Annotated in this window: 23 protein-coding genes; 9 read left to right on the top strand and 14 right to left on the bottom strand. The window is 72.5% G+C overall.

Features of this window, described 5'->3' with window-relative positions; translation table 11 throughout:
* Position 1: 1 nt before the first annotated feature.
* From AC5RWQ_RS01160 to coxB, 6 genes are read right to left on the bottom strand one after another with little or no spacing between them, the layout of a single operon-like run.
* Entirely contained in the window at positions 2-394 is a 393-nt protein-coding gene (locus tag AC5RWQ_RS01160) for a c-type cytochrome (protein WP_494280873.1), read from the bottom strand.
* Positions 391-1,305 (bottom strand): cytochrome c oxidase assembly protein, encoded by a 915-nt coding sequence (locus AC5RWQ_RS01155; RefSeq protein ID WP_494280872.1) that lies wholly within the window; start codon positions 1,303-1,305, stop codon positions 391-393. The genes AC5RWQ_RS01160 and AC5RWQ_RS01155 overlap by 4 nt, the downstream gene beginning before the upstream one ends.
* Entirely contained in the window at positions 1,293-1,694 is a 402-nt protein-coding gene (locus AC5RWQ_RS01150; protein ID WP_494280871.1) for a hypothetical protein, read from the bottom strand. The genes AC5RWQ_RS01155 and AC5RWQ_RS01150 overlap by 13 nt, the downstream gene beginning before the upstream one ends.
* A complete protein-coding gene (locus AC5RWQ_RS01145) occupies positions 1,694-2,323 on the bottom strand; it encodes a cytochrome c oxidase subunit 3 (protein WP_494280870.1) in 630 nt (209 codons plus the stop codon). Before AC5RWQ_RS01145 ends, AC5RWQ_RS01150 begins: the two co-directional genes overlap by 1 nt.
* The gene (gene ctaD, locus AC5RWQ_RS01140; RefSeq protein WP_494280869.1) at positions 2,320-4,248 is read right to left on the bottom strand and encodes a cytochrome c oxidase subunit I; all 1,929 of its coding nucleotides are present in this window, start codon (positions 4,246-4,248) and stop codon (positions 2,320-2,322) included. The genes AC5RWQ_RS01145 and ctaD overlap by 4 nt, the downstream gene beginning before the upstream one ends.
* An 8-nt stretch (positions 4,249-4,256) precedes the next feature.
* A complete protein-coding gene (gene coxB, locus AC5RWQ_RS01135) occupies positions 4,257-5,288 on the bottom strand; it encodes a cytochrome c oxidase subunit II (RefSeq protein ID WP_494280868.1) in 1,032 nt (343 codons plus the stop codon).
* Between the two features lie 132 nt (positions 5,289-5,420).
* On the opposite strand from coxB, the gene ccsA reads away from it, so the two are divergent.
* The 7 genes from ccsA to AC5RWQ_RS01100 all read left to right on the top strand — a co-directional run bounded on the left by ccsA (position 5,421) and on the right by AC5RWQ_RS01100 (position 13,019).
* Positions 5,421-6,179 carry a cytochrome c biogenesis protein CcsA gene (gene ccsA / locus AC5RWQ_RS01130; RefSeq protein WP_494280867.1) on the top strand — a complete coding sequence of 253 codons (759 nt, stop codon included), beginning with the start codon at positions 5,421-5,423 and terminating at the stop codon, positions 6,177-6,179.
* A complete protein-coding gene (locus AC5RWQ_RS01125; protein ID WP_494280866.1) occupies positions 6,176-6,586 on the top strand; it encodes a cytochrome c maturation protein CcmE in 411 nt (136 codons plus the stop codon). Before ccsA ends, AC5RWQ_RS01125 begins: the two co-directional genes overlap by 4 nt.
* Before the next feature lie 10 nt (positions 6,587-6,596).
* A complete protein-coding gene (locus AC5RWQ_RS01120) occupies positions 6,597-8,522 on the top strand; it encodes a heme lyase CcmF/NrfE family subunit (RefSeq protein WP_494280865.1) in 1,926 nt (641 codons plus the stop codon).
* On the top strand, positions 8,519-9,082 hold the full coding sequence (locus AC5RWQ_RS01115) for a TlpA family protein disulfide reductase (RefSeq protein ID WP_494280864.1): 564 nt from the start codon (positions 8,519-8,521) through the stop codon (positions 9,080-9,082). Before AC5RWQ_RS01120 ends, AC5RWQ_RS01115 begins: the two co-directional genes overlap by 4 nt.
* On the top strand, positions 9,079-10,032 hold the full coding sequence (locus AC5RWQ_RS01110; RefSeq protein WP_494280863.1) for a cytochrome c-type biogenesis protein: 954 nt from the start codon (positions 9,079-9,081) through the stop codon (positions 10,030-10,032). The genes AC5RWQ_RS01115 and AC5RWQ_RS01110 overlap by 4 nt, the downstream gene beginning before the upstream one ends.
* Positions 10,033-10,309: 277 nt before the next feature.
* Entirely contained in the window at positions 10,310-11,068 is a 759-nt protein-coding gene (locus AC5RWQ_RS01105) for an LPXTG cell wall anchor domain-containing protein (protein WP_494280862.1), read from the top strand.
* Positions 11,069-11,453: 385 nt separating this feature from the next.
* Positions 11,454-13,019, top strand: coding sequence for an aldehyde dehydrogenase family protein (locus AC5RWQ_RS01100; RefSeq protein ID WP_494280861.1), 1,566 nt, complete (start codon positions 11,454-11,456; stop codon positions 13,017-13,019).
* A 168-nt stretch (positions 13,020-13,187) separates the two neighbouring features.
* On the opposite strand, the gene AC5RWQ_RS01095 is transcribed toward AC5RWQ_RS01100, so the two are convergent.
* Together AC5RWQ_RS01095 and AC5RWQ_RS01090 are read right to left on the bottom strand one after the other, a co-directional pair.
* Positions 13,188-14,291, bottom strand: coding sequence for a GNAT family N-acetyltransferase (locus AC5RWQ_RS01095; protein ID WP_494280860.1), 1,104 nt, complete (start codon positions 14,289-14,291; stop codon positions 13,188-13,190).
* 89 nt (positions 14,292-14,380) lie between these two features.
* Complete coding sequence (locus AC5RWQ_RS01090) at positions 14,381-15,082, bottom strand: ACT domain-containing protein (RefSeq protein ID WP_494280859.1); 702 nt, start codon at positions 15,080-15,082, stop codon at positions 14,381-14,383.
* A 148-nt stretch (positions 15,083-15,230) separates the two neighbouring features.
* Here AC5RWQ_RS01090 and AC5RWQ_RS01085 point away from each other — a divergent pair, with 148 nt between their 5' ends.
* Entirely contained in the window at positions 15,231-16,328 is a 1,098-nt protein-coding gene (locus AC5RWQ_RS01085; protein WP_494280858.1) for a phosphotransferase family protein, read from the top strand.
* A gap of 103 nt (positions 16,329-16,431) precedes the next feature.
* Here the strand turns inward: AC5RWQ_RS01085 and AC5RWQ_RS01080 are convergent, their stop codons facing one another.
* From AC5RWQ_RS01080 to AC5RWQ_RS01060, 5 genes are all read right to left on the bottom strand, one after another.
* Positions 16,432-17,478 carry a LacI family DNA-binding transcriptional regulator gene (locus tag AC5RWQ_RS01080; RefSeq protein WP_494280857.1) on the bottom strand — a complete coding sequence of 349 codons (1,047 nt, stop codon included), beginning with the start codon at positions 17,476-17,478 and terminating at the stop codon, positions 16,432-16,434.
* Positions 17,479-17,566: 88 nt separating this feature from the next.
* A complete protein-coding gene (locus tag AC5RWQ_RS01075) occupies positions 17,567-19,000 on the bottom strand; it encodes a GH1 family beta-glucosidase (protein ID WP_494280856.1) in 1,434 nt (477 codons plus the stop codon).
* Positions 18,997-19,899: a carbohydrate ABC transporter permease gene (locus tag AC5RWQ_RS01070; RefSeq protein ID WP_494280855.1), complete on the bottom strand. Its 903-nt coding sequence runs from the start codon at positions 19,897-19,899 to the stop codon at positions 18,997-18,999. The genes AC5RWQ_RS01075 and AC5RWQ_RS01070 overlap by 4 nt, the downstream gene beginning before the upstream one ends.
* 13 nt (positions 19,900-19,912) lie before the next feature.
* Positions 19,913-20,899, bottom strand: coding sequence for a carbohydrate ABC transporter permease (locus AC5RWQ_RS01065; RefSeq protein ID WP_494280854.1), 987 nt, complete (start codon positions 20,897-20,899; stop codon positions 19,913-19,915).
* Between the two features lie 114 nt (positions 20,900-21,013).
* Complete coding sequence (locus AC5RWQ_RS01060) at positions 21,014-22,321, bottom strand: ABC transporter substrate-binding protein (protein ID WP_494280853.1); 1,308 nt, start codon at positions 22,319-22,321, stop codon at positions 21,014-21,016.
* Between the two features lie 423 nt (positions 22,322-22,744).
* Between AC5RWQ_RS01060 and AC5RWQ_RS01055 the strand changes: the two genes are divergently transcribed.
* Entirely contained in the window at positions 22,745-23,527 is a 783-nt protein-coding gene (locus AC5RWQ_RS01055) for a pyrimidine reductase family protein (RefSeq protein ID WP_494280852.1), read from the top strand.
* Positions 23,528-23,679: 152 nt separating this feature from the next.
* Here the strand turns inward: AC5RWQ_RS01055 and AC5RWQ_RS01050 are convergent, their stop codons facing one another.
* Positions 23,680-25,227, bottom strand: a complete 1,548-nt coding sequence (locus AC5RWQ_RS01050) for a M4 family metallopeptidase (RefSeq protein ID WP_494280851.1) — start codon at positions 25,225-25,227, stop codon at positions 23,680-23,682.
* Positions 25,228-25,510: the final 283 nt, after the last annotated feature.

Here is a 25,510-nt window from a genome sequence, read left to right as displayed (position 1 = left end):
GTCAGTCCAGGGTGTAGAGATAGGCAACAATGTCCTGCGCGTCGATCGCGTCGACTCCCAGATTCGGCATGGCCGTGCCCGGCTCCACGCCCTGCGGGTCGGAGATCCAGCGCCGCAGGTTGTCGGCGTTGTTCGGCAGCTCACCGGCGATGTAGGAGCGGGCGCCGAAGCGGGTCAGGGGCGGGCCGACCAGGCCGTCGGCGCGGGTGACGCCGGGAATGGTGTGGCACGACCCGCAGCCGTACTGGGCGATCAGCTCCGCGCCCCGGTCGGGCCGCCCGCTCCGCGACTCCGGGGGCGGCGGTGCGGGCGTCGAGGCGCAGCCGGTGATCGCGACGACCGGCAGACTGATCAGGGCCGCACCGAGCGCCCAGAGCCGACAGGACAGCTTCATCGGACCTTCCCTTCCGTTCCGGCTTCGACCGCCGCCGGGCCGGTCCATCGGCGCACCGGGCCCCGACGCAGGCTGTCGGGGCGGTCCCGGTCCATTCGCAGCAGCCAGCGCAGGAACACCGTCAGCGCCACGACCAGCACGACCAGATCCATCGGCACCCACATCACCAGGCCGGCGAGCTGCTGGTCGGCGAGCGGCGAGGCGTCGAACATCCGGGTGGGGTAGACCGGTTTCGGGGCGAAGGTGAGTACGGCGCCGAGGGCGGAGGCGGGCAGCATGCTGCCGAGCAGCACCAGCACGGTCACCGGCGCGGGCGCCCGGTGCCGTGCCGAGCCGAGCACCGGCGCCCAGAACAGCCAGGCCGCCGCCAGGAAGCACAGATGCTCGGCCGCGTGCGCCACGGGACGGTCCACCGCCGCGACGTACGGCCCCGGCAGGTGCCAGAACCAGAGGCCGACGGTCTGCCCCGCTCCGGCCAGCAGGGCGTACGCGGTCGGCCGGCGCATCCGGCGTACCGGCGGCGCCACCCGGCACCGGGCGATCACCCGGCGCAGCGGCGGCGGCGCGGCCAGGCTCAGCGGCAGCCCCGCCGCGCCCGCCGCCAGCAGCGGCCCCGCCACCAGCAGGAGGAGCATGTGCTGGGCCATGTGCCCGGCGAACGAGGCCTCGGCCATCTCGTGCAGCGGGCCCTGGTCCGCGGCGAGCACCACCAGCAGCCCCGCGGCGAAGGCGCCCACCCGCCAGCCCGGTACGACCTGACCGGGACCCCGACGGACCCACAGCTCCTGCACGCCCCGCCCGTATCCCGCCGCCAGCAGGCAGGTCGTGACGACCACCAGCATGGTCAGCAGTCCCTCGGCCACTGGGGTCGGGCCGGGCCCGTGGGCCCGGTAGACGCTCAGCCCTGACATGGTGGGAACACCAGCACGGCGGCCCCGCCGAGCACGATGATGGCCAGGAACAGCAGGTTGGCCCAGATGCCCACGGCGGCGAGCATCCGGGAGCGGCCGAACGCCGGATCCTCGGCGCCGGTGGCCGGTGCCCGCGCGGTGTGTCGCCAGACCAGCGCGGCCACCAGCAGCGACCCCACCGTGACCAGGCCCGGGATCACCACCGCCAGGCCGACGGCCTGCCAGAGCGGTACGGCGGAGACCCGCTCGGAGCCGGCGGCACAGACGAGCTCGTCCAGGCTCCAGCCGACGAGCAGGTGCACCGCCCAGGCGACGGCACCACCGAGCACGCCATACCAGAGCAGCAGGCCGCCGGCCAGCCGGGCGTGCGGACCGGGCCGGGTGCTCATCACAGCCGCGGGGAGAGGTAGAGGGTGAACAGGACGGCGACCCACACCAGGTCGACGAAGTGCCAGTAGATTGCGGCGTTGCGGACCCGCTCGTGCCGCTGGGCGCCGAAGCTGCCGCCGTTCAGGGAGGCGGCGAGCAGCCAGCCGATCATGGTCAGCCCGACCAGCACGTGGAGCCCGTGGAAGCCGGTGATCAGGTAGAACAGCGAGCCGTACACGTCGGTGGTCATGGTGAACTGCTTCAGCTTCTCGGCGTACTCGGTGGCCAGCAGGGCCAGGAAGGTCATCCCGAGCGCCAGCGTGGTGGCCAGTCCGCAGCGCATCCGCCACCGCTGGCCGTGGCGGATGCCGTGCTCCGCCCAGATCACCGGAAGGCTGCTGGGTACCAGCACGGCGGTCATCACCAGCGGCGTGAGCAGCTCCGGGTCCTGGATGCCGTCCGGCGGCCACTGTGGGCCGTACTGGAAGCGGAGGTAGAAGTAGCTGCCGAGCAGGCAGGCGAAGAGGGTGGCCTCGGTGGCCACCAGCATCACCATGCCCCACCAGCCGGTCGACCGGCCGACCGGCAGCTCCGTGCTCAGCGCCTCGGCGCTGGTGGACGCCGCCAGGACCCCACCCCGCTCGGTCACGCCGCCACCCCGGGTTCCTCTTCGGGTTGGCGGGGCGGCCAGAGCCAGACCGCGATCGTCGCCACGACCACGACCATGGCGACGGCCGCGACCGGATACCAGGCCAAAAGCATGGCGGTGAAGAAGACCAGCAGCGCGCCGGCGAGCAGGAGCGGCTTGAGCGTGGACTCCGGCATCTCCACCGCCCGTTCGGGACGGCCGTCCAGCTCGCTGGTGAAGAGCGTGCGGCGTCCCTCGCTGAGGATGCGGTCCTCCGTCGCGCCCACGCCGGTCGACTCGGCGGTCCGCTCGTCCCAGGCCGGGTGCAGGCTGTGCACCCGGGGCAGAACCGGGAAGTTGTACGGCTCGGGCGGCGAGGCGGTCGACCACTCCAGGCTGTCGCCCTCCCACGGGTCGGCCGGGGCCGGGCGGCCCCGCCGTACCGCGTGCACCACGCCGACGAGCACAAGCAGCAGCCCGACGGCGAGCAGGTACGACCCGGCGGTGCTGACCAGGTTCCACCCGTCCCAGCCCGGCTCGCTGCGGTAGGTGTAGACCCGCCGGGGCATGCCGAACAGGCCGTAGAGGTGCATCGGGAAGAACGTGACGTGCATGCCGGCGAAGACCAGCCAGAACGCCCAGCGCCCCAGGCCCTCGTGGTACATCCGGCCGGTGATCTTGGGCAGCCAGTAGTAGATCCCCGCGAGCATCGGGAAGACCGCCCCACCGATCAGCACGTAGTGGAAGTGCGCCACCACGAAATAGGAGTCGGTGACCTGCTGGTCGAACGCGGTCAACGCGAACATCGCGCCGGTGAAGCCGCCCAGCACGAAGGTCACCACAAACCCGATGACGAACAGCAGCGGCACCCGGATGACCAGCCGGCCGAGCAGCATGGTGGCCAGCCAGGCGAAGATCTGGATCCCGGACGGGATGGTGATTATCGTGCTGGCCGCGCTGAAGAAGCTGTACGAGAGCTGAGGCAGTCCGGTGGCGAACATGTGGTGCACCCACACCCCGAACGAGATGATCGCGATGGCCACGATGGAGAGCACGATCAGCGGATAGCCGACCACGCCGCGGCGGGTGAACGCGGGCAGCACCGCGGAGACGATGCCCAGCGCGGGCAGCACGATGATGTAGACATCGGGGTGTCCGAAGATCCAGAACAGGTGCTGCCAGAGCAGCACGTTCCCACCGGCGTCCGGGTCGAAGAAGTGGGTGCCGAACCGGCGGTCGAGGAAGAGCATGGCGTTGTCCAGGTTCAACGCCGGCAGCGCGAAGATCACCATGAATGCGGTGGCCACGATCGCCCAGACGAACAGCGGCACCCGGTTGAGCGACATCCCGGAAGCGCGCAACTTGAGCGAGGTGACGATGAAGTTGATCGCCCCGGAGGTGGTGGAGATGCCGAGGAAGAGCAGCCCGAGCGCGTAGACGTCCATGTGCAGGCCGGGGTTGTGCTGCTCCCCGCTGAGCGGCACGTAGGCGAACCAGCCGTTGTTCGGCGCCGCACCGAACGGCAGACTCGCCCACATGAACAGCCCGGCGAAGAGGAAGACCCAGTAGCCGAACGCGTTCAACCTCGGGAACGCCATGTCCCGGGAGCCGATCATCAGCGGGACGAGGAAGTTGCCGAAGCCGAACAGCATCGGCGTGGCGAACAGGAAGATCATGGCTGTGCCGTGCATGGTGAAGAGCTGGTTGTACTCCTGGGGCGACACGACCCCCGCCTCGGGTCGGGCGAGCTGGGTCCGCATGACCAGTGCGCTGAGCCCGGCCAGGACGAAGAAGAACCCGGCGGTGACCAGGTAGCGGCGGCCGATCCTCTTGTGGTCGACGGTGCTGAACCAGGCCCGCAGCGAGGGGCGCTCGGCCCACTGTTCCGTCAGCCGCGTCAGCTCCTCGCGGCTGATGCCGGGCGGCGGTGTGATGGTCGCGGACATCAGCGCGCCTACTCGAGCGATCGCAGATAGGTGATGAGGTCGGGCATCTGGGTGGCGTCGACCGGCTGCGGGGGCATGGCGTTGCCGGGCTTGACGGTCTGCGAGTTGGCGATCCAGCCGCCGAGGTGCCCGGCGGTGTTGGGCACCGCCCCGGCGCCGATGCTCCACCGGGAGCCGAGGTTGGACAGATCCGGCCCCACCTGCCCCTGCGCGCTGGTACCCCGCACCGCGTGGCAGGCGGCGCAGGTGCCCTGCGTGAACGCCAGCTGGCCGCGCCGTTCGGCCTCGGTCCGGGGCTCGCGCGCCGGGGCGTTCAGGCGGGCCAGCCACGCGTCGAAGTCGGCGCGGGGTTGCGCGACGACCAGGAAGGCCATGTGGGCGTGCTGGGTGCCGCAGTACTCGGCGCACTGACCCCGGTAGCTGCCGGCGCGCTCCGCCTGCAACCAGGTCTCCCGGGTCTCACCGGCGATCAGATCCGTTTTCGGCATGAGCTGCGGCACCCAGAAGCTGTGCAGCACGTCGTCGGTGCGCAGGCGCACCCTGACACGCTCGCCCACCGGGATGTGGACCTCGTTGGCGGTGGCGCCGGACGCCCCCGGGTAATGCACCTCCCACCACCACTTGTGGCCGGTCACCTCCACGGTGGGGGCGTTCGGACCGGGACCGTGACCGAGCGCCGCGAGGTCACGCAGGCCTACTGCGTAGACGGCGACGAGGATGACGAAGGGCAGCCCGGCGCCGGCGATCGTCACGAAGCGCACGGGTTGCCCGTGCCGCACCCGGGCGTTGCCCCGCCGGAAGACCAGCGCCCAGGTCAGCAGCACCATGACCTCGACGAACACCCCCGTGGAGATCCAGAACAACAGCCACCAGAGGCCCGCGACCCTAGCCGCCCCGGTCCCGGCGGGATTCAGCGCCGACGGAGTGTCGCCGGCGCACCCGGCGAGCAGGAGCAGGCCGTACAGCGCCGTGAGCACCGGACGCGGCCGGCGGTGCCGCCCGGCCGCGCTCAAGGTCGTCTCCGCTGTCCTGTCCACCATCAGCGACCTTAGGGGCCTCTGGGGGTTATCAGACGATTTCTGGCGAATTTGCGGATCTGCCGTTCGGGTGCCTCTATGGTGAAGCCGCATACCACCCCATCCACAAGCGCCCCAGGCCTGGACAGGAAGATCATGCGCGCCTCCAGCGTGGACCTCGTCGCGGACACCGCCGAAGCGGCCGCCGGACGCCGGACGATGGCCTGGTTCGCCGGCGGCCTCGCCGCAGCGGCGGTGGTGGCCGGCGGATGGCTGGCCCCCCCGGACGAGGTGCAGGGCCAGGCGCAGCGCCTGATGTACCTGCACGTTCCCGCCGCCTGGGTGGCCTACGCCGCGTTCGCCGTCGTGCTGGCCGCCAGCGGCGCGTACCTCATCGGGGGCGACCTGCGCTGGGACCGATTCGCCCGCGCGGGCGCCGAGATCGGGGTGGCCCTGACCGCGGTGGCGATCGCGACGGGTTCACTCTGGGGGCACCTGGTCTGGGGAACCTGGTGGGCGTGGGATCCCCGGCTGGTCAGCACGGCCCTCCTGCTGCTCGCGTACGCCGGCTACCTGGCCCTGCGGCCGGCGGTAGGCGGGCGGGCCGGGGCGCGCGACGGCGGTGACCACCGGGTGGCGCGAGCGGCGGCGCTCGTCGGTACGGGCGGCTTCCTGCTCGTTCCCGTGGTGCACTTCTCCGTGGTCTGGTGGCGCTCGCTGCACCAGCAAGCCACCGTGCTCGCCCCGCAACGCCCACCGATCGATCCCCGGATGGGTCTCGCGCTGCTGCTCGCCGTGGCTGCGGCGACGCTCGCCGCGCTCTGCGTCCTGCTGCACCGGGTGGTTCGGCTGGAACGCCGGCTGGCCGCCCAGGCCCGTCCCGCGCCGGACAGCGTCCCGGTCCGAATCGGATGACCCGTCGCCTGGCGGGCCGGGCCGCCGTCGTCGCCGTGCTGCTCGCCGTGGGCGCGCTGCTGGTCACCGGCGCGCTGCGCGACACCCTGACCTACTACCGCACGCCGGGCGAGGTGCTCGCGGACCCGGCCGCCACCACCCGGGAGCGGATCCGCCTCGGCGGCGACGTGGTGCCCGGGTCGCTTCGCCGCAGCGGCGAACTGGTGATGTTCCGCCTCGCCGAAGGCGGTCACGAGATCACCGTCGAGCAGCGCGGCGTGCCCCCGGAGACGTTCCGGGAGGGCGAGGGGGCGGTCGTCGAGGGCACCCTGTCGGCGGACGGCGTGTTCCGCTCGGACCACGTCGTGGTCCGCCACGGCAACGAGTACCGCCCGTCCACCTCCCCGGGCCCGGTCGATGCTCGCTGACCTCGGCACCGTGAGCCTCACGGTGGGGCTGGCCGCTGCCACCCTCACCGCGCTGCTCTGGCTGCGGGTGGCTCTGTTCGCCGCGCCCGCCCGGCCCGCCCGCCTCGGCACCGCCGTGACCCTGGCGACCGCCGCTCTCGCCTGCGGCGTACTGGAGGCGGCCCTGATCCGGCACGACTTCAGCGTCCGGTTCGTCGCGGAGAACGGCGGACGCCGGGTGCCGCTGTACTACACGGTCACCAGTCTCTGGTCCGCGCTGGACGGGTCGCTGCTGCTCTGGCTGCTGGTCCTCGCCGGGTACGCGGCGCTGCTGGCCCGGCGTAGGTATCCGGCCCGGCTGCACGCGTACGCGATGGTCGTCGTCAGCGTGGTCACGTTGTTCTTCTTCGCCCTGTCCAGCTTCGCCGCGAACCCGTTCCGGGTGGTGAGCCCAACACCTGCCGACGGCCCGGGGCCCAACCCGTTGCTGCAGCAGCACCCGGCCATGGGGGTGCACCCGCCGCTGCTCTACGCCGGCTACCTCGGCCTGGTCGTGCCGTTCGCCTTCGCGCTGGCCGCGCCGCTGGCCGGGCCCGACGGGCGCGGCTGGCTGCGGGCCGCCCGGCCGTGGGCGCTGGTGGCCTGGGCCGCGCTGACCGCCGGCATCGGGCTGGGCGCGTGGTGGTCGTACGCGGTGCTGGGCTGGGGCGGCTACTGGGCGTGGGACCCGGTGGAGAACGCCTCCCTGCTGCCCTGGCTGACCGCCACCGCGTTCCTGCACACCACCCTGGCACGCGCCGCCGAACGGGCGGGCTGGCCCACCACGCTGGCCTGCGCGAGCTTCCTGCTGGTGCTGCTCGGTACCTTCCTCACCCGGTCCGGCGCGGTGTCCAGCGTGCACGGCTTCACCGACTCACCGCTGGGCCCGATGCTGCTCGGCTTCGTGCTGCTGGCGGTCGTCGGGGCGACCGTCCTGGCCGGACGGCGGCCGCCCGGACCGGTTGCCCGACCGGGTCCACCGGCGCTGTCCAGGGGAACGGCGGTGCTGGTCAACGGCGTGCTCCTGGTGACGATCGCGGCGGCGGTGCTGATCGGCACGATCTTCCCGCTGCTCTCCGGCCCGCTCGGCGGGGCACGCGTCTCGGTCGGACCGGACTACTACCAGCGTACGGCGGTGCCGCTGGCGGTGGTGGTGCTGCTGGTGATGGGCATGACCCCAGCGCTGCGGGTCCGGGACCGGGCGGCGGCGGCGCGCCGACTCGTGCTGCCCGGTGGCGTCGCCCTGGCCACCGTGGCGGCGGTGGGGCTGCTCAGCCGACCCGGCCTGCCGGCGCTCACCGCGTTCGGCACGGCCGCGTTCGTGCTCGTCGGCCTGGCCCGCGAGGTGCCCGATCGGCTGCGCCGGCCGGGACCGCACCGGCGACCGAGCCGGCTGGCCGGGCTGGTCGCGCACGCCGGGATCGCCCTGGTGGCGGTGGGCGTCGCCGGGTCCGCGGCGTACGGGCGGGACACCGAGCGGACCCTCCGCACCGGGGAGACGATCCGGGTGGCCGACGTGACGGCACGCCTGGTCGGCGTCGACCGCGGCGGCGGCGACGACGGCATGTCGGTGCGGGCGCGGCTGCGGCTGACCGGGCCCGACGGTGCGGCGCGGACCGCCACGCCGGCCCTGCGCTACCACCCCGCCCGGGACACTGCCGTCACCCTGCCGGCGATCGACACCGGCCTGCTGCGCGACACCTACGTCACGCTGATCGCGGTCGCTCCGGACAACGGCAGCGCGACGGTCCGGCTGGCAGTGAACCCGCTCGTCGGGCTGCTCTGGGCCGGTGGTGGGCTGACCGCCCTGGGCGGCCTCCTCGCGGCGCTCGGCGCGGCCCGCCGCCGGCACCGCCCGCCCGTGCCGACGCACCGTCCGGCCAGGCCCGCCGCCCTCGGATCCGGAGGTGTCCGATGACCCGCCGGACGCTTCGGCGACCGGACTGGCTGCGAGCCGGACCTGCCGTGGTGCTGGCGCTCACCGTGGCCGTCGGCACGCTGGTCGCTCTCGGCCTACGCCCACCCGCGACATCGACGTCCGGCGACATCGCCGCCGGGACCCCGGTACCCGCCCCGGCCCTGTCCGGCGTCACCCTGGACGGTGGCCGCTTCGACCTGGCCGCCGCTCGCGGACACGTGGTGCTGGTCAACGTCTTCGCCTCCTGGTGCGGTCCCTGCCGCGACGAGCTGCCGCTGCTGGTCGAAGCCGAACGGCGCTGGGCACCCCGGGGACTCCGGCTGGTCGGGCTGAACATCCGCGACGGCGCCGAGGCGGTACGGGCTCTGCTCGACGAGACCGGCGCGACCGCGCTGACCGTGCTGCGGGACCCGGACGGCACCCGGGCGATCGGCTGGGGCGTCCGCGGCGTGCCGGAGACCTTCCTGGTGGACCGGGACGGCGGCATCATCGACCGCCGGCGAGGCGTCGTCACGCGGCAGTGGCTGGAGCAGCGGGTGGCCCCGCTGCTGGCCGGGTGAAGTGGCGGGGCGCCGTCACGGCGCTCGCCCTCACCGCGCTGGTCGTCGCGGCCGGTGCGGGGCTCGCCCGGTCCGCCGGCGACTCCCCCGGGCAGGACCCGGTCCGCGCAGTCGCCGCCGGGCTGCGCTGCCCGGCCTGCCAGGGCGAGTCCGTGGCAGACTCGCACTCGCCGATCGCGGCGGCGATGCGGCAGGTGGTGGCCGATCAGCTCGCCCAGGGGCGGGACCGCGACGAGATCCGCCGGTGGTTCGTCCAACGCTACGGCGCGGACGTGCTCACCGATGCGCCGGCTCGCAGAACGGAGCTGCTGCTCTGGGGCGTACCCCTGGTGGCCCTACTGGGCGGCGGGTACGCGGCCCTGCGGACGCTGCGTCCCCGCACGCCCCGGGCCGCACCCATGGTGACCGCGGCCGCGGCCCCGAACGCCCGGGCGGCCGGCCGGGCCTGGCGGGCGGTGTCCGTCGGATTGTTCGCTCTCGTGGCGTCGGTGGCGGTCGCCACCTACCACCTCGACCGGCCGGCCCGACAGGCGGCGGCACCGGCCGACCCCATCGCCGTCGCCGTGCAACTGGCCGGTGACCTGGAGGCGCAGCACCGGTACGACGCCGCTGCGCGGATGTACCGGGAAGCACTGCGGGAGCGGCCCGATGACGCCGTCCAGCTCCGGCTCGCCTTCGTGCTCCTGCGAGCGGGAGACACGGCCGGGGCGACGGGGGCGGCACGACAGGTGCTCGCCCACGCCCCGGACTCGCCCGACGGACTGCTCGTGCTGGGACTGGCCGAGCGCACCAGCCGCCCCGCCGAGGCCGAACGCGTCCTGCGACGCTTTCTGACCGTCGCACCGGAACACCAGGCCGCTGCGGAGATCAGCCGGCTGGTCGGCGGCGTCAACCGAGTCGACGCGACCGCGCCCCCAGCTACCTGGTCACCAGCCCCGCGGTCACGGTGACCAGCCGCGGGAATCGCGGGAGCGCTGGCATGGATGCATGACAACGCAATCGGGATGTCGTACTTTGTGAAGGCCGTCACCGACGCCCCAAAACCGGGGCAAGCGCCGGATGTCCCCACCGCGTTACAGCGACATGCCGCGAATCCGTCGCCGGTTCGTCACTCTCGGGCTTCCCACCGGCCCGTCGTCCCAGCTCAGGCCGATCGTCCGATGTCGCGCTCGGACGCCATCCATGGGATCATGTGCCGTCCCCTACACCCATTCCGGAGGATTCCCCATGCCACAGCGTCGGTACGTGGCGCGCGCGGCTCTTGCCGCGACCGCCGCCACGGCCTGCCTCGCCTTCGCCAGCCCGGCGTGGGCGGGCGCCGCCCTCTCCCAGGGGGCACCGCACAACCCGAACGGTGACAACGGCACGGTCAAGATCGACGGCGAAGAGTTCGAGGACGAGGTCGACAACCAGCCGCACGTGACCTGCGACTTCGAGCTGGAGTTCTTCAACTTCGACACCAACCAGGCGGCGGACATCACGCTCTGGTCGCAGCCGCCGTCGAGCGCGCCGAAGGACAAGATCGTCTGGTCCGTCAAGAACTACGTGATCAGCAAGGACGCGGCGTCGGGCGCGGAGAACGACCACGACGAGGTCATCCGGCTCTCGGCCGACGATCTCGACCTGAAGGGCCTCAAGGTCAACGCACAGCAGGGCTACCACATCAAGCTCGACGTGGACCTCACCGACGGCCGGTCGTCCGACGAGAAGCACAAGGTGTTCTGGCTCCAGCCGTGCGCCAGCTCCACCGAGTCGCCGTCGCAGAGCCCGTCGACCCCGACCAGCCCCGGCACGCCGACCAGCCCGGGCGTCCCGACCAGCCCCGGCGCCCCCGGCGGTGTCGGTGGCGGTGAGGGCAGCGGCTCGCTGCCGCTGACCGGCGTGGCGGCCACCAGCACCGCACTGACCGGCCTCGTGCTGATCGGTGGGGGCGTCGCCCTGACCGTGCTGCGTCGTCGTCGCGACAAGATCACCTTCACCAGCTGACCGCTCCACAGCGGACCGAACCGGCCGTCGGGCATCTGCCCGGCGGCCGGTTTCGTCGTCCAGGCCCCGCGGGTGCCACGCCGCCGAGTCGAACGAGGCCGGGATTGATCTGTCCGGGCGCGTGATCCGTACTGACGGGTAACCCGGTCGACGCCGCCCGGGGATTCGTCACATCATCGGTCTACGTCGATGCTTTGGCCGCGTACTCCCAGCTCATGGGCGGGCGGGGCGGGCGGTGAACCGCCCGACCGCGCCTGCGGCGACGGACACGCGTCCTGGCATACGAACGTACGGTTGCCCGCGCGCTGACCGGCGCGGGACAGTACGCCACACCAGCGGTGCCATCGACGCCGCCGCTCCCCCGGTCGACCCTGAGGAGAATGCGATGGCTCTACGACTCGCCGACGGGACCGCCTGGTCCGACACCCTCGCCCGCGCGGTGGCCGCCGCACCGGAGGCCTTCGGGCCCGAAACCGACGGCGTCACCACGCTGCACAACCTGATCTCCGGCGAGTGGCGGGCGGTCGGTACGCCCGGCCCGGTGCGCACCCCGGTCGACAACACCCTGCTGGTCAACCTGCCCCGGCTGGACGCCGAGACCGCACGCGCCGCGGTCGCCCATGCGGCCACCGCGCACCGCGACTGGGCGGCGACCCCGCTCGCCGAGCGCAAGGCCCGGGTCGACGACGCGCTGGACGCCCTCACCGCCCACCGCGACCTGCTCGCCATGCTGCTGGTCTGGGAGATCGGCAAGCCCTGGCGGCTCGCCTGCGCCGACGTCGACCGCGCTCTGGACGGCGTCCGGTGGTACGTCGGCGAGATCGACCGGATGCTGGCCGACGGCCGTGAGCCGCTGCCCGGCCCGGTGAGCAACATCGCGTCGTGGAACTACCCGATGAGCGTGCTGGTCCACGCCGAACTGGTCCAGCTCCTCGCCGGCAACGCGGTCATCGCCAAGACCCCGTCCCAGGGCGGGGCGGTCTGCCTGACCGTGGCGCACGCGTTGATGCGCCGGGCCGGGCTGCCCGCCACGCTGCTCTCCGGCAGCGGCGAGGAACTCTCCGAGGTGCTGGTCCGGGCGCCCGAGATCGGAGCCGTCGCCTTCGTCGGCGGACGCTCCAACGGCGGCAAGGTGGCCGCCGCCCTGCTCGACACCGACAAGCGGCACTTCATCGAGCAGGAGGGGCTCAACGCCTGGGGCGTCTGGAACTTCTCCCAGTGGGACGTGCTCGCCGCGCACCTCAAGAAGGGCTTCGAGTACGGCAAGCAGCGCTGCACCGCGTACCCCCGGTTCGTGGTCCAGCGGGACCTGGTCGACGAGTTCCTCGACATGTACCTGCCCGTGGTCCGCTCCGTCCGGTTCGGACACCCGCTCGCGGTCGACGAGAGCTGGCGGGCCGGCGACCCGCTGCCCGAGCTGGACTTCGGCCCGCTGATCAGCGCCGCCAAGGCCGACGAGCTGCGCCGCAAGGTCGACGAGGCGGTACGCGGCGGCGCGGTGCCGCTGCACCGCGGCAAGCTCGACGGTGCGCCCTTCCTCGACGGGCAGGACACCTCCGCGTATGTGGCGCCGGCGGTGCTGCTCGCCCCGCCCGGCCGGTCCCGGCTGATGCACGCCGAGCCGTTCGGCCCGGTGGACACCATCGTCGTGGTGGACACCACCGACGAGCTGCTCGCCGCGATGAACGCCTCCAACGGCGCGCTGGTCGCCTCGCTGGCCTGCGACGACACCGACGAGGCGGCCAAGCTCGCGGTCGACCTCCAGGCGTTCAAGGTGGGCATCAACAAGCCCCGCTCCCGGGGTGACCGGGACGAGCCGTTCGGCGGCCGGGGCGCCTCCTGGAAGGGCGCCTTCGTCGGCGGCGACCTGCTGGTGCAGGCGGTCACCCAGGGCGGCGACGACCGGCTCTACGGCAACTTCCCGGATTACAGCAGCTACCCGGCCACCTGATCCCGGCGGGCGATCCGGGCCGGGTGGTCCGCCGTCAGCCGGTCCCGGACCTGGGCAGGGCCCCCGCATCGGGGGCCCTGCCGTTTCACCGACCCCCGCACCGGAGGTCGGCCTGCGCACCGGGCGGGGCACCCCCGCCCGAAGCTGTGCGGTTGTCTCGGATCCCGGTCAGCGCGCCGGCCCGGTACGGGTGACCTGCCCCGGTATCCCGGGCCGGGCGCCGGGCGCGCCCCCGGCGGTCGGGGCGACCAGCGGCACCGTGACGGTGAGCACCGAGCCGTCCCGCTCCACCTGCGTCGGTCGGCCCAGCCGGGCCATCGTGCGCAGCATCGCCGTGTTGTCCGCCTGGGTGTGCAGCACCACCGCGGCGCAGCCGGCCCGGTCGGCGTGCCCGAGCAGCCGGCGCAGCAGCGCGCTGCCCAGCCCGCGGCGCTGCCAGTCGTCCCGGACCAGCAACGCCGCCTCGGCCTCGTCCCCCTCGGCGATCAGGTTCGCCATCGCCACCACCGATTCCGCCGCCCCGCCCGAACCGGGCGTGGTGGCCAGCAGGGTCAGCCCGTGGGCCGGCGCCAGCAACCGGCGCAGCCGGCTCGGTGCCGGCGAGACCGCCCCGCCCAGGTAGCGCCGCTGCCGACTCCGCGCCGAGCAGGCATCGTGCAGCGCTACCACGGCCGGCAGGTCGTCGGCCGTGGCCGGGCGTACGGTCAGCTCCGCCCCGTCGGGCAGGACCAGGGTGACCCGGTCGGCGTCCCGGCGGGCGACCGTCGCGGCCAGCTCGGCCAGCGCCTGCGCCCGGGCGTACTCGGCCGGGGTGAAGCTGGGCGCCCGCCGGTGCAGCGCGAACGAGCCCCCCGTCGGGTCGGCCAGCAGCATCGTCGACGGACCGACCCCGCCGTGCGGGCCGGCCGGCGACGGCCGCCAGGTCACCTCGTCCGCGCCGAGCAGGGCGCGGAGCACCTCCCCGGTCGCGTCCGGGTCCCGGACCAGCCTGGCGGCCAGCGCCAGCACCCGGGTCGGCTGGTCGGCCAGGCCGCGCGCCTCACTGCGCGCCACCCAGCAGTCCCGGCCCCGGCCGCGCTCCACCGCGGCGACCAGGTCCGCCTCCTTGAGTCCGTCCGGCGCGTCGACGAGGAAGTCGTCGACCGCGCCGGCCTCGGTGGTGTGCACCTGCACGGTGAGGATGTTGACCCCCCGCAAGGCGAGACTCGCCGTGAGCACCGACAGATAGCCCGGCCGGTCGTCCACGGTGGCTCGGATCCGCCACAGCGTCATGTTCGCTCCCTTCCCCCGCTACGACCCTGCCGGGCGGCTGTTGCCGTGCCGTTGCCCGGCGGTGACAGCGCCGGAACCGCAGCTCCGGCTCAGGTGACGTTGGTCACCGGCGGGGCGCCAACCAGGTCCAGCCGGTCGCCGAGGATCACCGCGCTGGCCCGGACGAGCTGAGCCAGCCGGTCCACCTCGGTGGAGTGGAAGGCGGCGGCGGTGAGCGGCTCGGTGTGCTCCCGGGCCACCACCAGCACCAGCCCGGCCCGGCCGAACGGGGCGACGGCGTGGTGCGAGCCGTCCGCGCCGGTCAGCGCCCGGGCCCGCAGCGGGGTCACCTCGGGCAGCCGGGGCGGCTCGGGCATCCGCCAGCTGGCGTGGCCGATCACCGGCGTCCCGCCACCGCTGCGGGAGGCCCAGTCCAGCGGCACCACCGCGGCGACCGCCCAGTCGGCGGCGAGCAGCCCCGGTACGGCGTCGACCAGGGTGGCCACCCCGTCGGTCGGGTTCGCCGCGATCTGGGCCAGCAGCTCGGCGTCCTGGCCGGTGGTGGTCGGGGCGCCGATCGCCCGCCACACGCCGTCGACGCGTACGCCGGGGATGGCGGCCAGGCCGGCCATCAGCCGCTCCACCCGGGCGGCGCCCGGCCAGACCACCGTGAAGTCGTCCACGGCCCGCCCGCCGAGCCGTTCCAGGACCACCACCTGCACGATGTCGGCACCGGAGACGCCGAGTGTCCGGGCCACCTGGCCGAGCGTCCCGGGTCGGTCCGGCAGGGTCACCCGAACTCTGAGCAACATGTCTGTCCTCCGCTCGGCGGGCCGGCCGTCGCGGCCGGCAGGCTGGGCACCAGCCTGCCGGTTGACCATTTCACCCCTGTTGCAGCGGCATGTCCCGGCCGGAAAATCCGACCTTGACAAGAAAGCTGAGCTGCCATCAACTATTCGGATGACCGAACCGGCCGTCGACGCGTCCCAGGCCGCCGCGGCCCCGACCGGCCCGGCCACCACCCGGTCGCCGAAGGGCCTCGACCTCGACCGGCTCACCGCCCACCTGGCCGCGCACCGGCCGGAGCTGGCCGACGCCCCGCTCACGGCCACGCTGATCGCCGGCGGCAAGTCGAACCTGACCTACCTGGTGCGGGCGGGCGAGCAGGAGCTGGTGCTGCGCCGGCCGCCGCTGGGGCACGTGCTCGCCACCGCGCACGACATGGCCCGCGAGTTCCGGGTGATCTCCGCGCTCGCCCCCACCGCGGTGCCGGTCCCGGCGGCGCTGCTGCTCTGCGACGACGCCGAGGTGATCGGGGCGCCGTTCTACCTGATGGAGCGGGTCCGCGGCGAGGTGTTCCGCAGTCGCGCGCAGACCGACCCGCTCGGCGCCGACCGGCGGCGGGAGCTGGCGTACGCGATGATGGACACCCTCGCCGCGCTGCATGCCGTCGAGCCCGCCGAGGTGGGGCTGGCCGACTTCGGCCGCCCCGAGGGCTACCTCGGCCGCCAGGTGCGCCGCTGGGCCGGCCAGCTCGACCGGTCCCGCAGCCGTGACCTGCCCGACATCGACGAGCTGCGCGACCTGCTCGCCGCCTCGGTGCCCGAGGGCGCCAACGCCGGGCGGATCGTGCACGGGGACTACCGGCTGGACAACCTCCTCGCCACCGTCGACCCGGTCTCGGTGCGGGCGGTGCTCGACTGGGAGATGGCCACCCTCGGCGACCCGCTGGCCGACCTGGGCCTGCTGCTGACCTACTGGGACGTGCTCGGCGACAGTGAGCTGGCCGAGGGCAACCCGGTGGCCGACGGGATCGGCCCGCGCGCCGGGTTCCCCACCGGCGCCGAGTTGATCGACCGGTACGCCGGCCGCAGCGACGTCGACGTCGGGCCGCTGCACTGGCACATCGCCCTCGGCTGTTTCAAGCTCGCGGTGATCTGCGAGGGCATCCACTACCGGCACACCCTCGGCCAGACCCTCGGCGCCGGCTTCGACCGAATCGGCGACATGGTGGCCCCCCTCACCCACCAGGGCCTCCACACCCTCCGCAACCCCTGACACCCCACGCCCCGCCCCCGTGGGCGCTCTTTCACGGAAAGAGTGGCCATTCGACCGTGAATGGCCACTCTTTCCGTGCAAGTGAGCGGATCTTGGCGGGGGGTCAGGCGGAGGTGCGGTGGATCAGTTTGGTGTCCAGGAGGATGTGCGGGGTGGGGATCTCGTCGCCGCGGATCCGGGCCGCCAGCAGCCGGGCCATCTGCCGGCCCATCTCCTCCACCGGCTGGAAGACCGTGGTCAGCGGCGGGTCGGACTGCTGGGCGATGGGCGCGTCGTCGAAGCCGATCACCGCGACGTCCTCGGGGACCCGACGGCCCGCCTCGCGCAGCGTCCGCAGCGCGCCGAAGGCCATCAGGTCCGAGGCGACGAAGACGGCGTCCAGGTCGGGGCAGGCCTCCAGCAGCTGCCGCATCCCGGCGGCGCCGCTGCCCTCGCTGAAGTCGCCGTACACGATCATCCGCGGGTCGGCGCCCGCGCCGGTGGCCTGGACGGCCTGCCGGTAGCCGGTGAGCCGGTCCACCCCGGCCCCCATGTCCTGCGGGCCGGCGATGTGCGCGATCCGCCGCCGCCCCTTGCCGGCCAGGTGCTCCACGGCCTGCCGGGCCCCACCGATGTTGTCCACGTCGACGAACCAGGACGGCTGGGCGCCGGGTTGCAGCATCCGGGCCGGCCGGCCACCGAGCACCGTCGGCAGGTCGCGCTCCTCCAGCAGGGTGGGCAGCGGGTCGGAGTCGTGCAGCGACAGCAGCAGCACCCCGTCGACGTGCTGGTTGGTCAGGTGGTGCTCGACCCGTTCCCGCTCGATCGGCGACTGCACCATGGCGAGCCAGAGCTGCAACGGCGTCTCCAGCAGGCCGGAGGAGACGCCGCGGACGATGCCGGCGAAGAACGGCTCGGTGAAGACCCGCTCCCCCGACTCGGAGACCACCAGGGCGACCGAGTCGGTCCGCTGGGTGACCAGCGCCCGGGCCGCCCGGTTCGGGACGTACCCCAGCTCGGCGATGGCCTGCTGGACCGCGGCCCGGGCCTCCGGACTGACCTGGGGCGACCCGTTCACCACCCGGGACACCGTGCCGCGCCCGACGCCCGCCTTGGCGGCGACCGCGTCGAGGGTCGGGCGCCCGAGCGACCGGGTGCGCTGCGTTGTCATCGTCTGCTCCTCCGACATCGGGCGGACCCGCCGCTACCCCGGGGACGGGGTGGCGGCCGGGGCCGCCCGGAAGATGGCTGGCCTTCGCCTATTGTGCGGCCAGACCGTTGCGTCGGATCACCTCGGCGTACCACCTGGCACTGGACTTGGGGATACGGGCCTGGGTGTCGTAGTCGACCCGGACCATCCCGAAACGCTTGGTGTAACCCCAGGCCCATTCGAAATTATCCATCAGCGACCAGGCGAAGTAGCCCCGCAGGGGCACCCCGGCGGTGATCGCCTCGTGCGCGGCACGCAGGTGGGCGTCGAAGTAGCCGAGCCGATCGACGTCGTCGACCTGCCCGTCCACCACCGTGTCGACGAACGCCGAACCGTTCTCGGTGACGTACAACGGCAGGTCGGTGTACTCCTCGTGCACCCGGCGCAGCGTCTCCACCAGGCCGGGGGCGTCGATCTCCCAGTCCATGTCGGTGACCGGCACGCCCCGGGTGACGAACCGGACGTCCTCGCTGCCCGGCCAGCACGACGGCGCCCGCCAGTACTTCTCCGGCTCGGCCCCCTCGACGGGCGCGGCGACCACGTGCCGGCTGTAGTAGTTCACCCCCACCACGTCCAGCGGGGTGGAGATGGTGGCCAGGTCACCGTCGTGGACGTGCCCGAAGTCGGTCACCTCGCGCAGGTCGGCGACGAGGTCGGCCGGGTACGACCCACGCAGCACCGGGTCGAGGAAGAACCGGTTGGCCAACCCGTCGATCCGCCGGGCGGCGTCGACGTCGGCCGGCGCGTCGGTGGCCGGGGTGACCGGGTAGAGGTTGACGGTGATGCCGAGCTGCGCCTGCGGCCGGGACGCCCGCAACGCCTGCACGGCGAGCCCGTGCCCGAGCATCAGGTGGTGCCCCGCCCGGACGGCGTCCGCCCCGTCGGAGCGGCCGGGGGCGTGCACGCCGGAGCCGTAGCCGAGGAAGGCCGAGCACCAGGGCTCGTTGAGCGTCGTCCAGTACCGCACCCGGTCGCCGAGGGCGTCCGCGACGAGCCGGGCGTAGTCGGCGAACCGGGCGGCGGTGTCCCGGGCCGGCCAGCCGCCGGCGTCCTCCAGCGGCTGGGGCAGGTCCCAGTGGTAGAGGGTCAGCCACGGCTCGATCTCGTGCCCGAGCAGCTCGTCGACGAGCCGCCGGTAGAAGTCCAGGCCCTGCTGGTTCGCGGCGCCGGAGCCGCCGGGCTGCACCCGGGGCCAGGAGACCGAGAACCGATACGACTTCAGGCCCAGCTCGGCCATCAGCCGGACGTCGTCGGGCATCCGGTGGTAGTGGTCGCAGGCCACGTCGCCGGTGTGCCCGGCGACCACCCGCCCCTCGGTGTGACTGAACGTGTCCCAGATCGACGGGGTACGGCCGCCCTCGGTGGCCGCCCCCTCGATCTGGTACGCGGCGGTCGCCGCGCCCCACAGGAAGCCGGGCGGGAAGACGAGTTCCGGCCCCTGGTCGAGTACGCCGACCGCGGGCGGGTGTGCTGGGTTGCTCACGACTTGACGGCACCTTCCATGATCCCGCCAATGATCTGGCGGCCGAACAGGACGAACACGACGAACAACGGAAGGGTCGCGATCAGCGTACCCGCGAAGATCTGAGAATTGTCCGCGAAGTATGCGGTGTTGAGGCTGCGCAAAGAGATCTGCACGGTCGGATTGGCCGGATCCGCCAGCACCACGAAGGGCCAGAAGAACTGGTTCCACTGCTCCATGAACGTGAGCAGTCCGAGCACCGCCGCGGCGGGCCGCAGCGCCGGCACCACCACGTGCCAGTAGACCCGCCAGGTGGAGCAGCCGTCGACCCGGGCCGCCTCGATCAGCTCGTTCGGCACCGCCTGCTCGGCGTACTGGCGCATCATGAAGATCCCGAAGCCGCCGATGAGGAACGGCACGGTCACCGACGGCATGGTGTTCAGCCATTCCAGCTTGGCCATGAGGATGTACAACGGGAGCACGCCGAGCTGAATGGGAATCATCATCGAGGCGAGGATGATCAGCAGCAGCGCGTTCTTGCCGCGAAAACGCAGCTTCGCGAAGGCGAATCCGGCGAGTGAGCCGAAGAAGACCGTCGCCACCGTGATCGTGCCGGAGACCAGGAACGAGTTCAGCAGGCCCTTGACGATGTTGGCGTCGCCGTTGTCGAGGACCCGCTGGATGTTCTCGCCCAGCTTTCCCCCGGGCAGGAAGGGCGGCGGCCAGGAGTTCGCCGCGTCGCTCGTCCGCGAGGCGATGACGATCATCCAGTAGAAGGGGAAGAGCGAGAGGATCACGCCGAGGACGAGCCCGAACCAGGTGAGCGGGCTGGCCGTCCAGAGCTTCTCCGCCTGGTGACGGAGACCGGGGCGACCGGCCGGCGGCCGGACCGCCGGTGGTCGCAGAGTCGTACTGGTCATTGATGCGCCACCCTCACTTGTCCGAGCTGATTCGGCGGGCCAGCAGGTAGTTGATGAACGAGACGGACGCGATCAGCAGGAACAGCACCAGCGCGACGGCGCCCGCGTACCCCCAGCGGAACCGCTGGTTCATCACGTCCAGCAGGTACATGGTGATGGTCTGGAACTGCCCCTCCGTGCCGCCGGAGAGCGCACCCGCGCCGCTGGTGAACATCAGCGGCTCGGTGAAGAGCTGGAGGCCGCCGATGGTCGAGATGATGAGCGTGAAGATGATGGTGGGACGCAGCTGGGGAATGGTGATCGACCAGAACTGCCGGCGCCGGGAGGCACCGTCGAGGGAGGCCGCCTCGTACATGTCCTTGCTGATCGACTGCATCGCGGCGAGGTAGATCAGGGCGTTGTAGCCGACCCACCGCCAGTCGACCATCGTGGAGATGGCGAACCAGGACGCGAAGCGGTTGGCCCGCCAGTCGATCGGGTCGACACCGACCAGATCGAGCAGCCAGTTCACCAGGCCGAACTCCCGCGCGTAGATCATCGAGAAGATCAGCGCCACCACGGCGGTGGAGGTGATGATCGGCATCGCGATGGCCAGCCGGAAGTACATCTGGCCCCGGATGCGCCGGTTCAGCGCGTTGGCCAGCATCAGGGCGAGCAGCAGCTGCGGCACGGTGGAGAGAACGAACATCCCGAGGGTGTTCACCACCGCGTTCCAGAACTGCGGGTCGTTCGTCAGCAGCTCGACAAAGTTGTCCAGGCCGACGAAGCTGATCGAGGCGTTGAGCGGTGACCGGTCGGTCATCGCGATCCAGAACGTGTAGATGATCGGGTAGACCCCGAAGATCCCGAAGAGCACGAAGAACGGCAGGACGAACAGGTACGGCGTGAGCCGGAGGTCCAGCCGGTTCAGCAGCCTGGAGCGCGGGGCCACGTGGCGCGGCGCGGGCGGCGTCCGGCGTACCTCGGCGCCCGGCGGGGCGGTGGTTTCCAGAGAGCTCATGAGCGGTCCTTCACAGTCGGCGGCGCCGCCATGGGCACCGCGGCAGGGCGGTCCGACGCGGGTTCACGGGTGGCGCCGGACCTCGGCACCACCCGTGAGCGCGACCTGCGCCGGTTACTTGCCGGCTGCCTCGCCGTTCTTCACCGCGTCCTGCCAGGCGGCGTCGGCGGCCTTGCCCTGCTCGACGCTGCGCAGCGCGTTCTCGACCGCGTCCCGGACCGCCTGGTTCTTCGGGCCGAAGTAGACCGGCTTCAGCTCGCTCGCCCCGGCGGCGAAGATCTTGCCGACCGGCGCCTTGCTGAAGTAGTCGTTGGTGGCCTCGGCGACCGCCGGGTCGCTGAGCGCCTGCGGCGACGACGGCAGGTTGCCGACCTTCTTGAACGCCTCGGTCTGCGACTTGGCGGTGGTCAGGAACTTGGCCAGCTCGGCGGCCTCCTTGGCGTGCTTGCTGGACTTCGGCACCGCCAGGAAGGAGCCACCCCAGTTGCCACCGGCGCCGGGCGCCTTGGCGATGTCCCACTTGCCGGCGGCCGAGTCACCCGCCTGCCCCTTGATCACGCCGGTCATCCAGGCCGGGCAGGCGATGGTGGCGAAGGTGCCGTTCTTGAAACCGGCGTTCCACTCGTTGGAGAAGCTCTTGAGGTTGTTCGACAGACCCCCGCTGACCATCTTGGTGGTCAGGTCGAACGCGGACTTCACGTCCGGGTTGTTGCCGATGACCAGCTGGTTGCTCTTGTCGAAGTAGGTGTAGCCGCTACCGGCGCCGGCCGTCTGCATCAGCACCACGTTGTAGAAGTTGGTGGCCGAGTCGACGAACTTGTGCTTCTTGTCGGCGGCGGCGAACTTCTGCCCCTGGGCGATGAAGTCGTTCCAGGTCGGCCAGAGCGCGCCGACCTGCTCCCGATCGGTCGGCAGGCCGGCGGCCTTGAACAGGTCGGTGCGGTAGCAGACGGCCATCGACCCGATGTCGGTGCCGAGGCCGAGGACCTTGCCGTCCGGCGTGATCCCCTGCTCCCACTTCCAGGGCAGGAAGTTGCCCTTGAGGTCGTTCGCGCCGTGGTCGGCGAGGTTCACGAACTTGTCGGCCTGCGCGTAGAACTGCACGATCGTGCCCTCTTCGAGAGCGACGACGTCACCGGCGCCCGCGCCGGCGGTGATCTGCTGGGCCAACCGGGTGTTGTAGTCGCCCAGGCCGAGGCCCTTGCCGCGCTCCTGGATCTTGACGTTCGGGTGCTCCTGCTCGTACTGCTTGTAGAGCTCCTCGTACCCGAAGCCCTGGTCGCCGAAGACGTCGACGACCAGGGTGACGTTGCCGTCGCCCGCTTCCGACGACGAGTCGTCGCCGCAGGCGGTCGCCGTGGCGAGCACGGCGACGGATGCGAGCGCGATCGCCGCGAAGCGGCGACGTGAGGTGACGCTCATCCTGACCCCTCTTTCGATGGTGAGGCTGGGTGGGTGTGGTGGGGGGTGCTGTGCACGTTCCCGGGCCGGACCGGCGTCGGCTGCCGGTCGGCCGAAGGCGATGCGGGTGATCCGCGTCACGTCTCTGGGAACGCTCCCATGAGATTGCCGGGAGGTGTCAGAGGTGTCAATAGACCGATGGGAGCGTTCCCAGATCGTTACCGCCGACACGTTTGCCGGACGCCGGGTCGGGTGCCGCAGCACCGGCGCGGCGGGCGGATCCGCCGCGCCACGCCACCCCCGCTCCCCCACCGCATAGGCTGCCGACATGATCTGCCGAGCCTGCCGGGAACGACGGCACGCCGACTGCCCCGGCCGGAAGTGGTGCGACTGCCAGCACCGTGCCCCCGAGCCCACCCCTCCGGTCACCGGCCCGGCCGGCGAATGAACGCCCCGACGCCGATCTCCCGGCTCTGGCCGACGCCGGCCGCCGGGCCGCTCGACGATGCGGAGCTGACCGCCCTCTACGCGCGGGTCGACCGCCCGCACCTGCGGGTCAACTTCGTCTCCAGCGTGGACGGGGCGGTGACCCTGGACGGCTACTCCGCCGGGCTCTCCGGCGAGCCGGACAAGCGGATCTTCGGTCTGCTCCGGATGCTCTGCGACGGGCTGCTGGTGGCCGCCGGCACGCTGCGGCACGAGGGCTACCGCGCGGTGCGCCTCAGCGAGCCGCGCCGGGCCTGGCGACGCGAGCGGGGCCTGGCCGAATACCCGACCCTGGCGGTGGTCTCCGGCTCGCTGGACCTGGACCCGGCCCAGGCGGCCTTCGCCGACGCGCCGGTGCGGCCGGTCGTGCTCACCACCGACGCCGCCACCCCGCCGCCGGGGCTGACCGACGTGGCCGACCTGGTCCGCTGCGGTCCGGAGACCGTCGACCTCGCCGAGGGCCTGGCCGAGCTGCGCCGGCGCGGACTGGACCAGGTGCTCTGCGAGGGGGGCCCGCACCTCTTCGGCGCGCTCACCGCGGCTGACCTGGTCGACGAGCTCTGCCTGACCGTCGCCCCGCTGCTCGCCGGCGCGGGCCCGGGCCGGATCACCGCGGGTGACGCCAGCCCGCCCCGGCAGTTGCCGCTGCGGCACGTGCTCGCCGCCGACGACGGGGTGCTCATGCTGCGGTACGCCCGGCACGACGCGACGGCTTCCGCGGGGGCCGCGCCCGCCGGCTGACCGGCCGGAACCGCCGTCACCCTGACGAGTAGGCGCAGGCCCGGCAGACGGCGACGGGCGCGGGCACGCCGGTCGGCGTACCCGCGCCCGTGACGCGAGCCGTGCTCCGCGAGCCGGCGGAGGAGGAAGCCGCCGGCCCGCGGATCAGTGGATCAGTTGACGCTCACGGCCGACCAGGCGGCGGCGACCGTGTTGTACTCGGTGCTGCCGGCGCCGTACAGGTCCCGCGCGGCCGACAGGGACGCGGTGCGCGCCCCGGCGTAGCTGGTCCGCGAGGTCATGTAGGTGGTCAGCGCCCGGTACCAGATGGCCCCGGCCTTGGCGTTGCCGATGCCGGCCACGGTGCTGCCGTTGCACGTCGGGCTGTTGCCGTAGGACGAGGAGCCGCTGCCCACGGCGAGCAGGTAGAAGAAGTGGTTCGCCGGCCCGGAGGAGTAGTGCACGTCCAGGCGCCCGACCGAGCTGCTCCAGCAGTCCGCGGACCTGCCGTCCTTGGAGGGCTTGTCCATGTACCGCAGCGGCACGCCGTTGGTCTTGACCTCGACGCCGATCTGGTAGTCGCCCGGGTCCTTCGCGTTGTTGGCGTAGAACTCGACCATGGTGCCGAAGATGTCGCTGGTGGCCTCGTTGAGGCCGCCGGACTCACCGCTGTAGCGCAGGCCGGCGGTGTTGGCGGTGACGCCGTGGCTCATCTCGTGCCCGGCGATGTCCAGCGAGGTCAGCGGCTCCCAGCCCTGGGAGAGGTCGCCGTCGCCGTACGTCATGCAGAAGCAGGAGTCGCTCCAGAACGCGTTGACGTAGTTGGTGCTGTAGTGCACCCGGCTGTACGCGGCCACGCCGTCGTTGCGGATGCCGTTACGACCGAACGTGTTCTTGTAGTAGTCCCAGGTCGCCGCGGCGCCGTAGGCGGCGTCGGCGGCGGTGGTCTGCCGGTTGCCCAGGGTGCCGTCGCCGAAGACGTTCGACGCGGAGGTGACCAGGGTGCCGGTGCCGCTGGTGCCACCGTTGAGGTCGTAGGTCTTGCTGCTCCCCCGGTTGGGGTCGTTGAGCTGGTAGGTGCCACCGGAGAGCACGCTGCCGACGGAGACCGAGCCGGAGTGGTAGGTGTTGCCGGTGCCCTCGCGGACCACGCCCTCCCACGAGTCGCGCACCTTGCCGGTGGTGGCGTCCACCAGCACGTGCAGCTCGCTCGGGGTGCCGTCGGCGTAGGTGCCGCCCACGACGACCTCGTACGCCAGCGTGGTGGACGCGTTGTCGGCGTCGAAGACGAGCTGGGTGCCGGAGACGGTACGCCCGGCGGCGGTCGACGCGCCCAGCGCGACCCGGCCGGCGGCGGCCTTGCTGACCGTGGCCTTCGGGGTGCGCTGCGGGGCGGCGGCGAGGCTCTGGCTGGCGCCGCGCCACGAGTTGCCCTTGCCCAGGTGCACCACGACGTCGCCGCCGAGTACCGGCAGGCCGTCGGAGTAGCGGTTGAGCCGGACGTGCTCCGTGCCGTCGGCGTCGGTGGCGACGTTCCGGAGGGTGAACGACTGGCCGTCGGCGGCCAGCCCGGCGCCGGAGTGCGCCTTGAGCTGGGCGACCGCCCGGGTGAACGCGTCACCGGAGACGCCGGGCGCGGCGGCGGCCGCGGTCGGCACGGTGGCGGCCGTGGCCAGCAGAGCGGCCGTGGCGAGGCCGCTCAGGAGGGTGGTTCGACGCATGAAGATCTCGCCTTCACTAGGTCCGCCGGTCGGGGGGGTGCCGACCGACTGATCCGTCGCGGATGCACGACGGATCGGTCGAGGCTCCGCAGGTCACGGGCCACGACAGGGCACACGGGGATCGACGGAGGAAAGATCCTCGATGTGCTGTTGCATATTTAAGACCCTGGTGTCCCTTGTCTGTCACGACTTCTGACCAAGATTTTTTCCACGACTTTTCGCACCCTGTTCACCACGAGATGTCATCCGCCCAGTTCAATGCGGCTCCGAGGAGCCCGCCGAG

This window comes from Micromonospora sp. BS32 (genome assembly GCF_059089345.1).
The sequence above is the reverse complement of the archived record's forward strand: the minus strand, read 5'-3'. Positions and strand labels throughout refer to the sequence as shown.

What these genes read in the sequence shown, in the direction of transcription:
- AC5RWQ_RS01125 (WP_494280866.1), top strand. Translation starts at nt 6,176, where the DNA reads ATGACCCGTCGCCTGGCGGGCCGGGCCGCCGTCGTCGCCGTGCTGCTC.
- AC5RWQ_RS01100 (WP_494280861.1), top strand. Translation starts at nt 11,454, where the DNA reads ATGGCTCTACGACTCGCCGACGGGACCGCCTGGTCCGACACCCTCGCC.
- AC5RWQ_RS01050 (WP_494280851.1), bottom strand. Translation starts at nt 25,227, where the DNA reads ATGCGTCGAACCACCCTCCTGAGCGGCCTCGCCACGGCCGCTCTGCTG.
- AC5RWQ_RS01080 (WP_494280857.1), bottom strand. Translation starts at nt 17,478, where the DNA reads ATGACAACGCAGCGCACCCGGTCGCTCGGGCGCCCGACCCTCGACGCG.
- coxB (WP_494280868.1), bottom strand. Translation starts at nt 5,288, where the DNA reads ATGGTGGACAGGACAGCGGAGACGACCTTGAGCGCGGCCGGGCGGCAC.
- ccsA (WP_494280867.1), top strand. Translation starts at nt 5,421, where the DNA reads ATGCGCGCCTCCAGCGTGGACCTCGTCGCGGACACCGCCGAAGCGGCC.
- AC5RWQ_RS01160 (WP_494280873.1), bottom strand. Translation starts at nt 394, where the DNA reads ATGAAGCTGTCCTGTCGGCTCTGGGCGCTCGGTGCGGCCCTGATCAGT.
- AC5RWQ_RS01115 (WP_494280864.1), top strand. Translation starts at nt 8,519, where the DNA reads ATGACCCGCCGGACGCTTCGGCGACCGGACTGGCTGCGAGCCGGACCT.
- ctaD (WP_494280869.1), bottom strand. Translation starts at nt 4,248, where the DNA reads ATGTCCGCGACCATCACACCGCCGCCCGGCATCAGCCGCGAGGAGCTG.
- AC5RWQ_RS01155 (WP_494280872.1), bottom strand. Translation starts at nt 1,305, where the DNA reads ATGTCAGGGCTGAGCGTCTACCGGGCCCACGGGCCCGGCCCGACCCCA.
- AC5RWQ_RS01055 (WP_494280852.1), top strand. Translation starts at nt 22,745, where the DNA reads ATGAACGCCCCGACGCCGATCTCCCGGCTCTGGCCGACGCCGGCCGCC.
- AC5RWQ_RS01060 (WP_494280853.1), bottom strand. Translation starts at nt 22,321, where the DNA reads ATGAGCGTCACCTCACGTCGCCGCTTCGCGGCGATCGCGCTCGCATCC.
- AC5RWQ_RS01090 (WP_494280859.1), bottom strand. Translation starts at nt 15,082, where the DNA reads ATGTTGCTCAGAGTTCGGGTGACCCTGCCGGACCGACCCGGGACGCTC.
- AC5RWQ_RS01105 (WP_494280862.1), top strand. Translation starts at nt 10,310, where the DNA reads ATGCCACAGCGTCGGTACGTGGCGCGCGCGGCTCTTGCCGCGACCGCC.
- AC5RWQ_RS01065 (WP_494280854.1), bottom strand. Translation starts at nt 20,899, where the DNA reads ATGAGCTCTCTGGAAACCACCGCCCCGCCGGGCGCCGAGGTACGCCGG.
- AC5RWQ_RS01095 (WP_494280860.1), bottom strand. Translation starts at nt 14,291, where the DNA reads ATGACGCTGTGGCGGATCCGAGCCACCGTGGACGACCGGCCGGGCTAT.
- AC5RWQ_RS01070 (WP_494280855.1), bottom strand. Translation starts at nt 19,899, where the DNA reads ATGACCAGTACGACTCTGCGACCACCGGCGGTCCGGCCGCCGGCCGGT.
- AC5RWQ_RS01150 (WP_494280871.1), bottom strand. Translation starts at nt 1,694, where the DNA reads ATGAGCACCCGGCCCGGTCCGCACGCCCGGCTGGCCGGCGGCCTGCTG.
- AC5RWQ_RS01085 (WP_494280858.1), top strand. Translation starts at nt 15,231, where the DNA reads ATGACCGAACCGGCCGTCGACGCGTCCCAGGCCGCCGCGGCCCCGACC.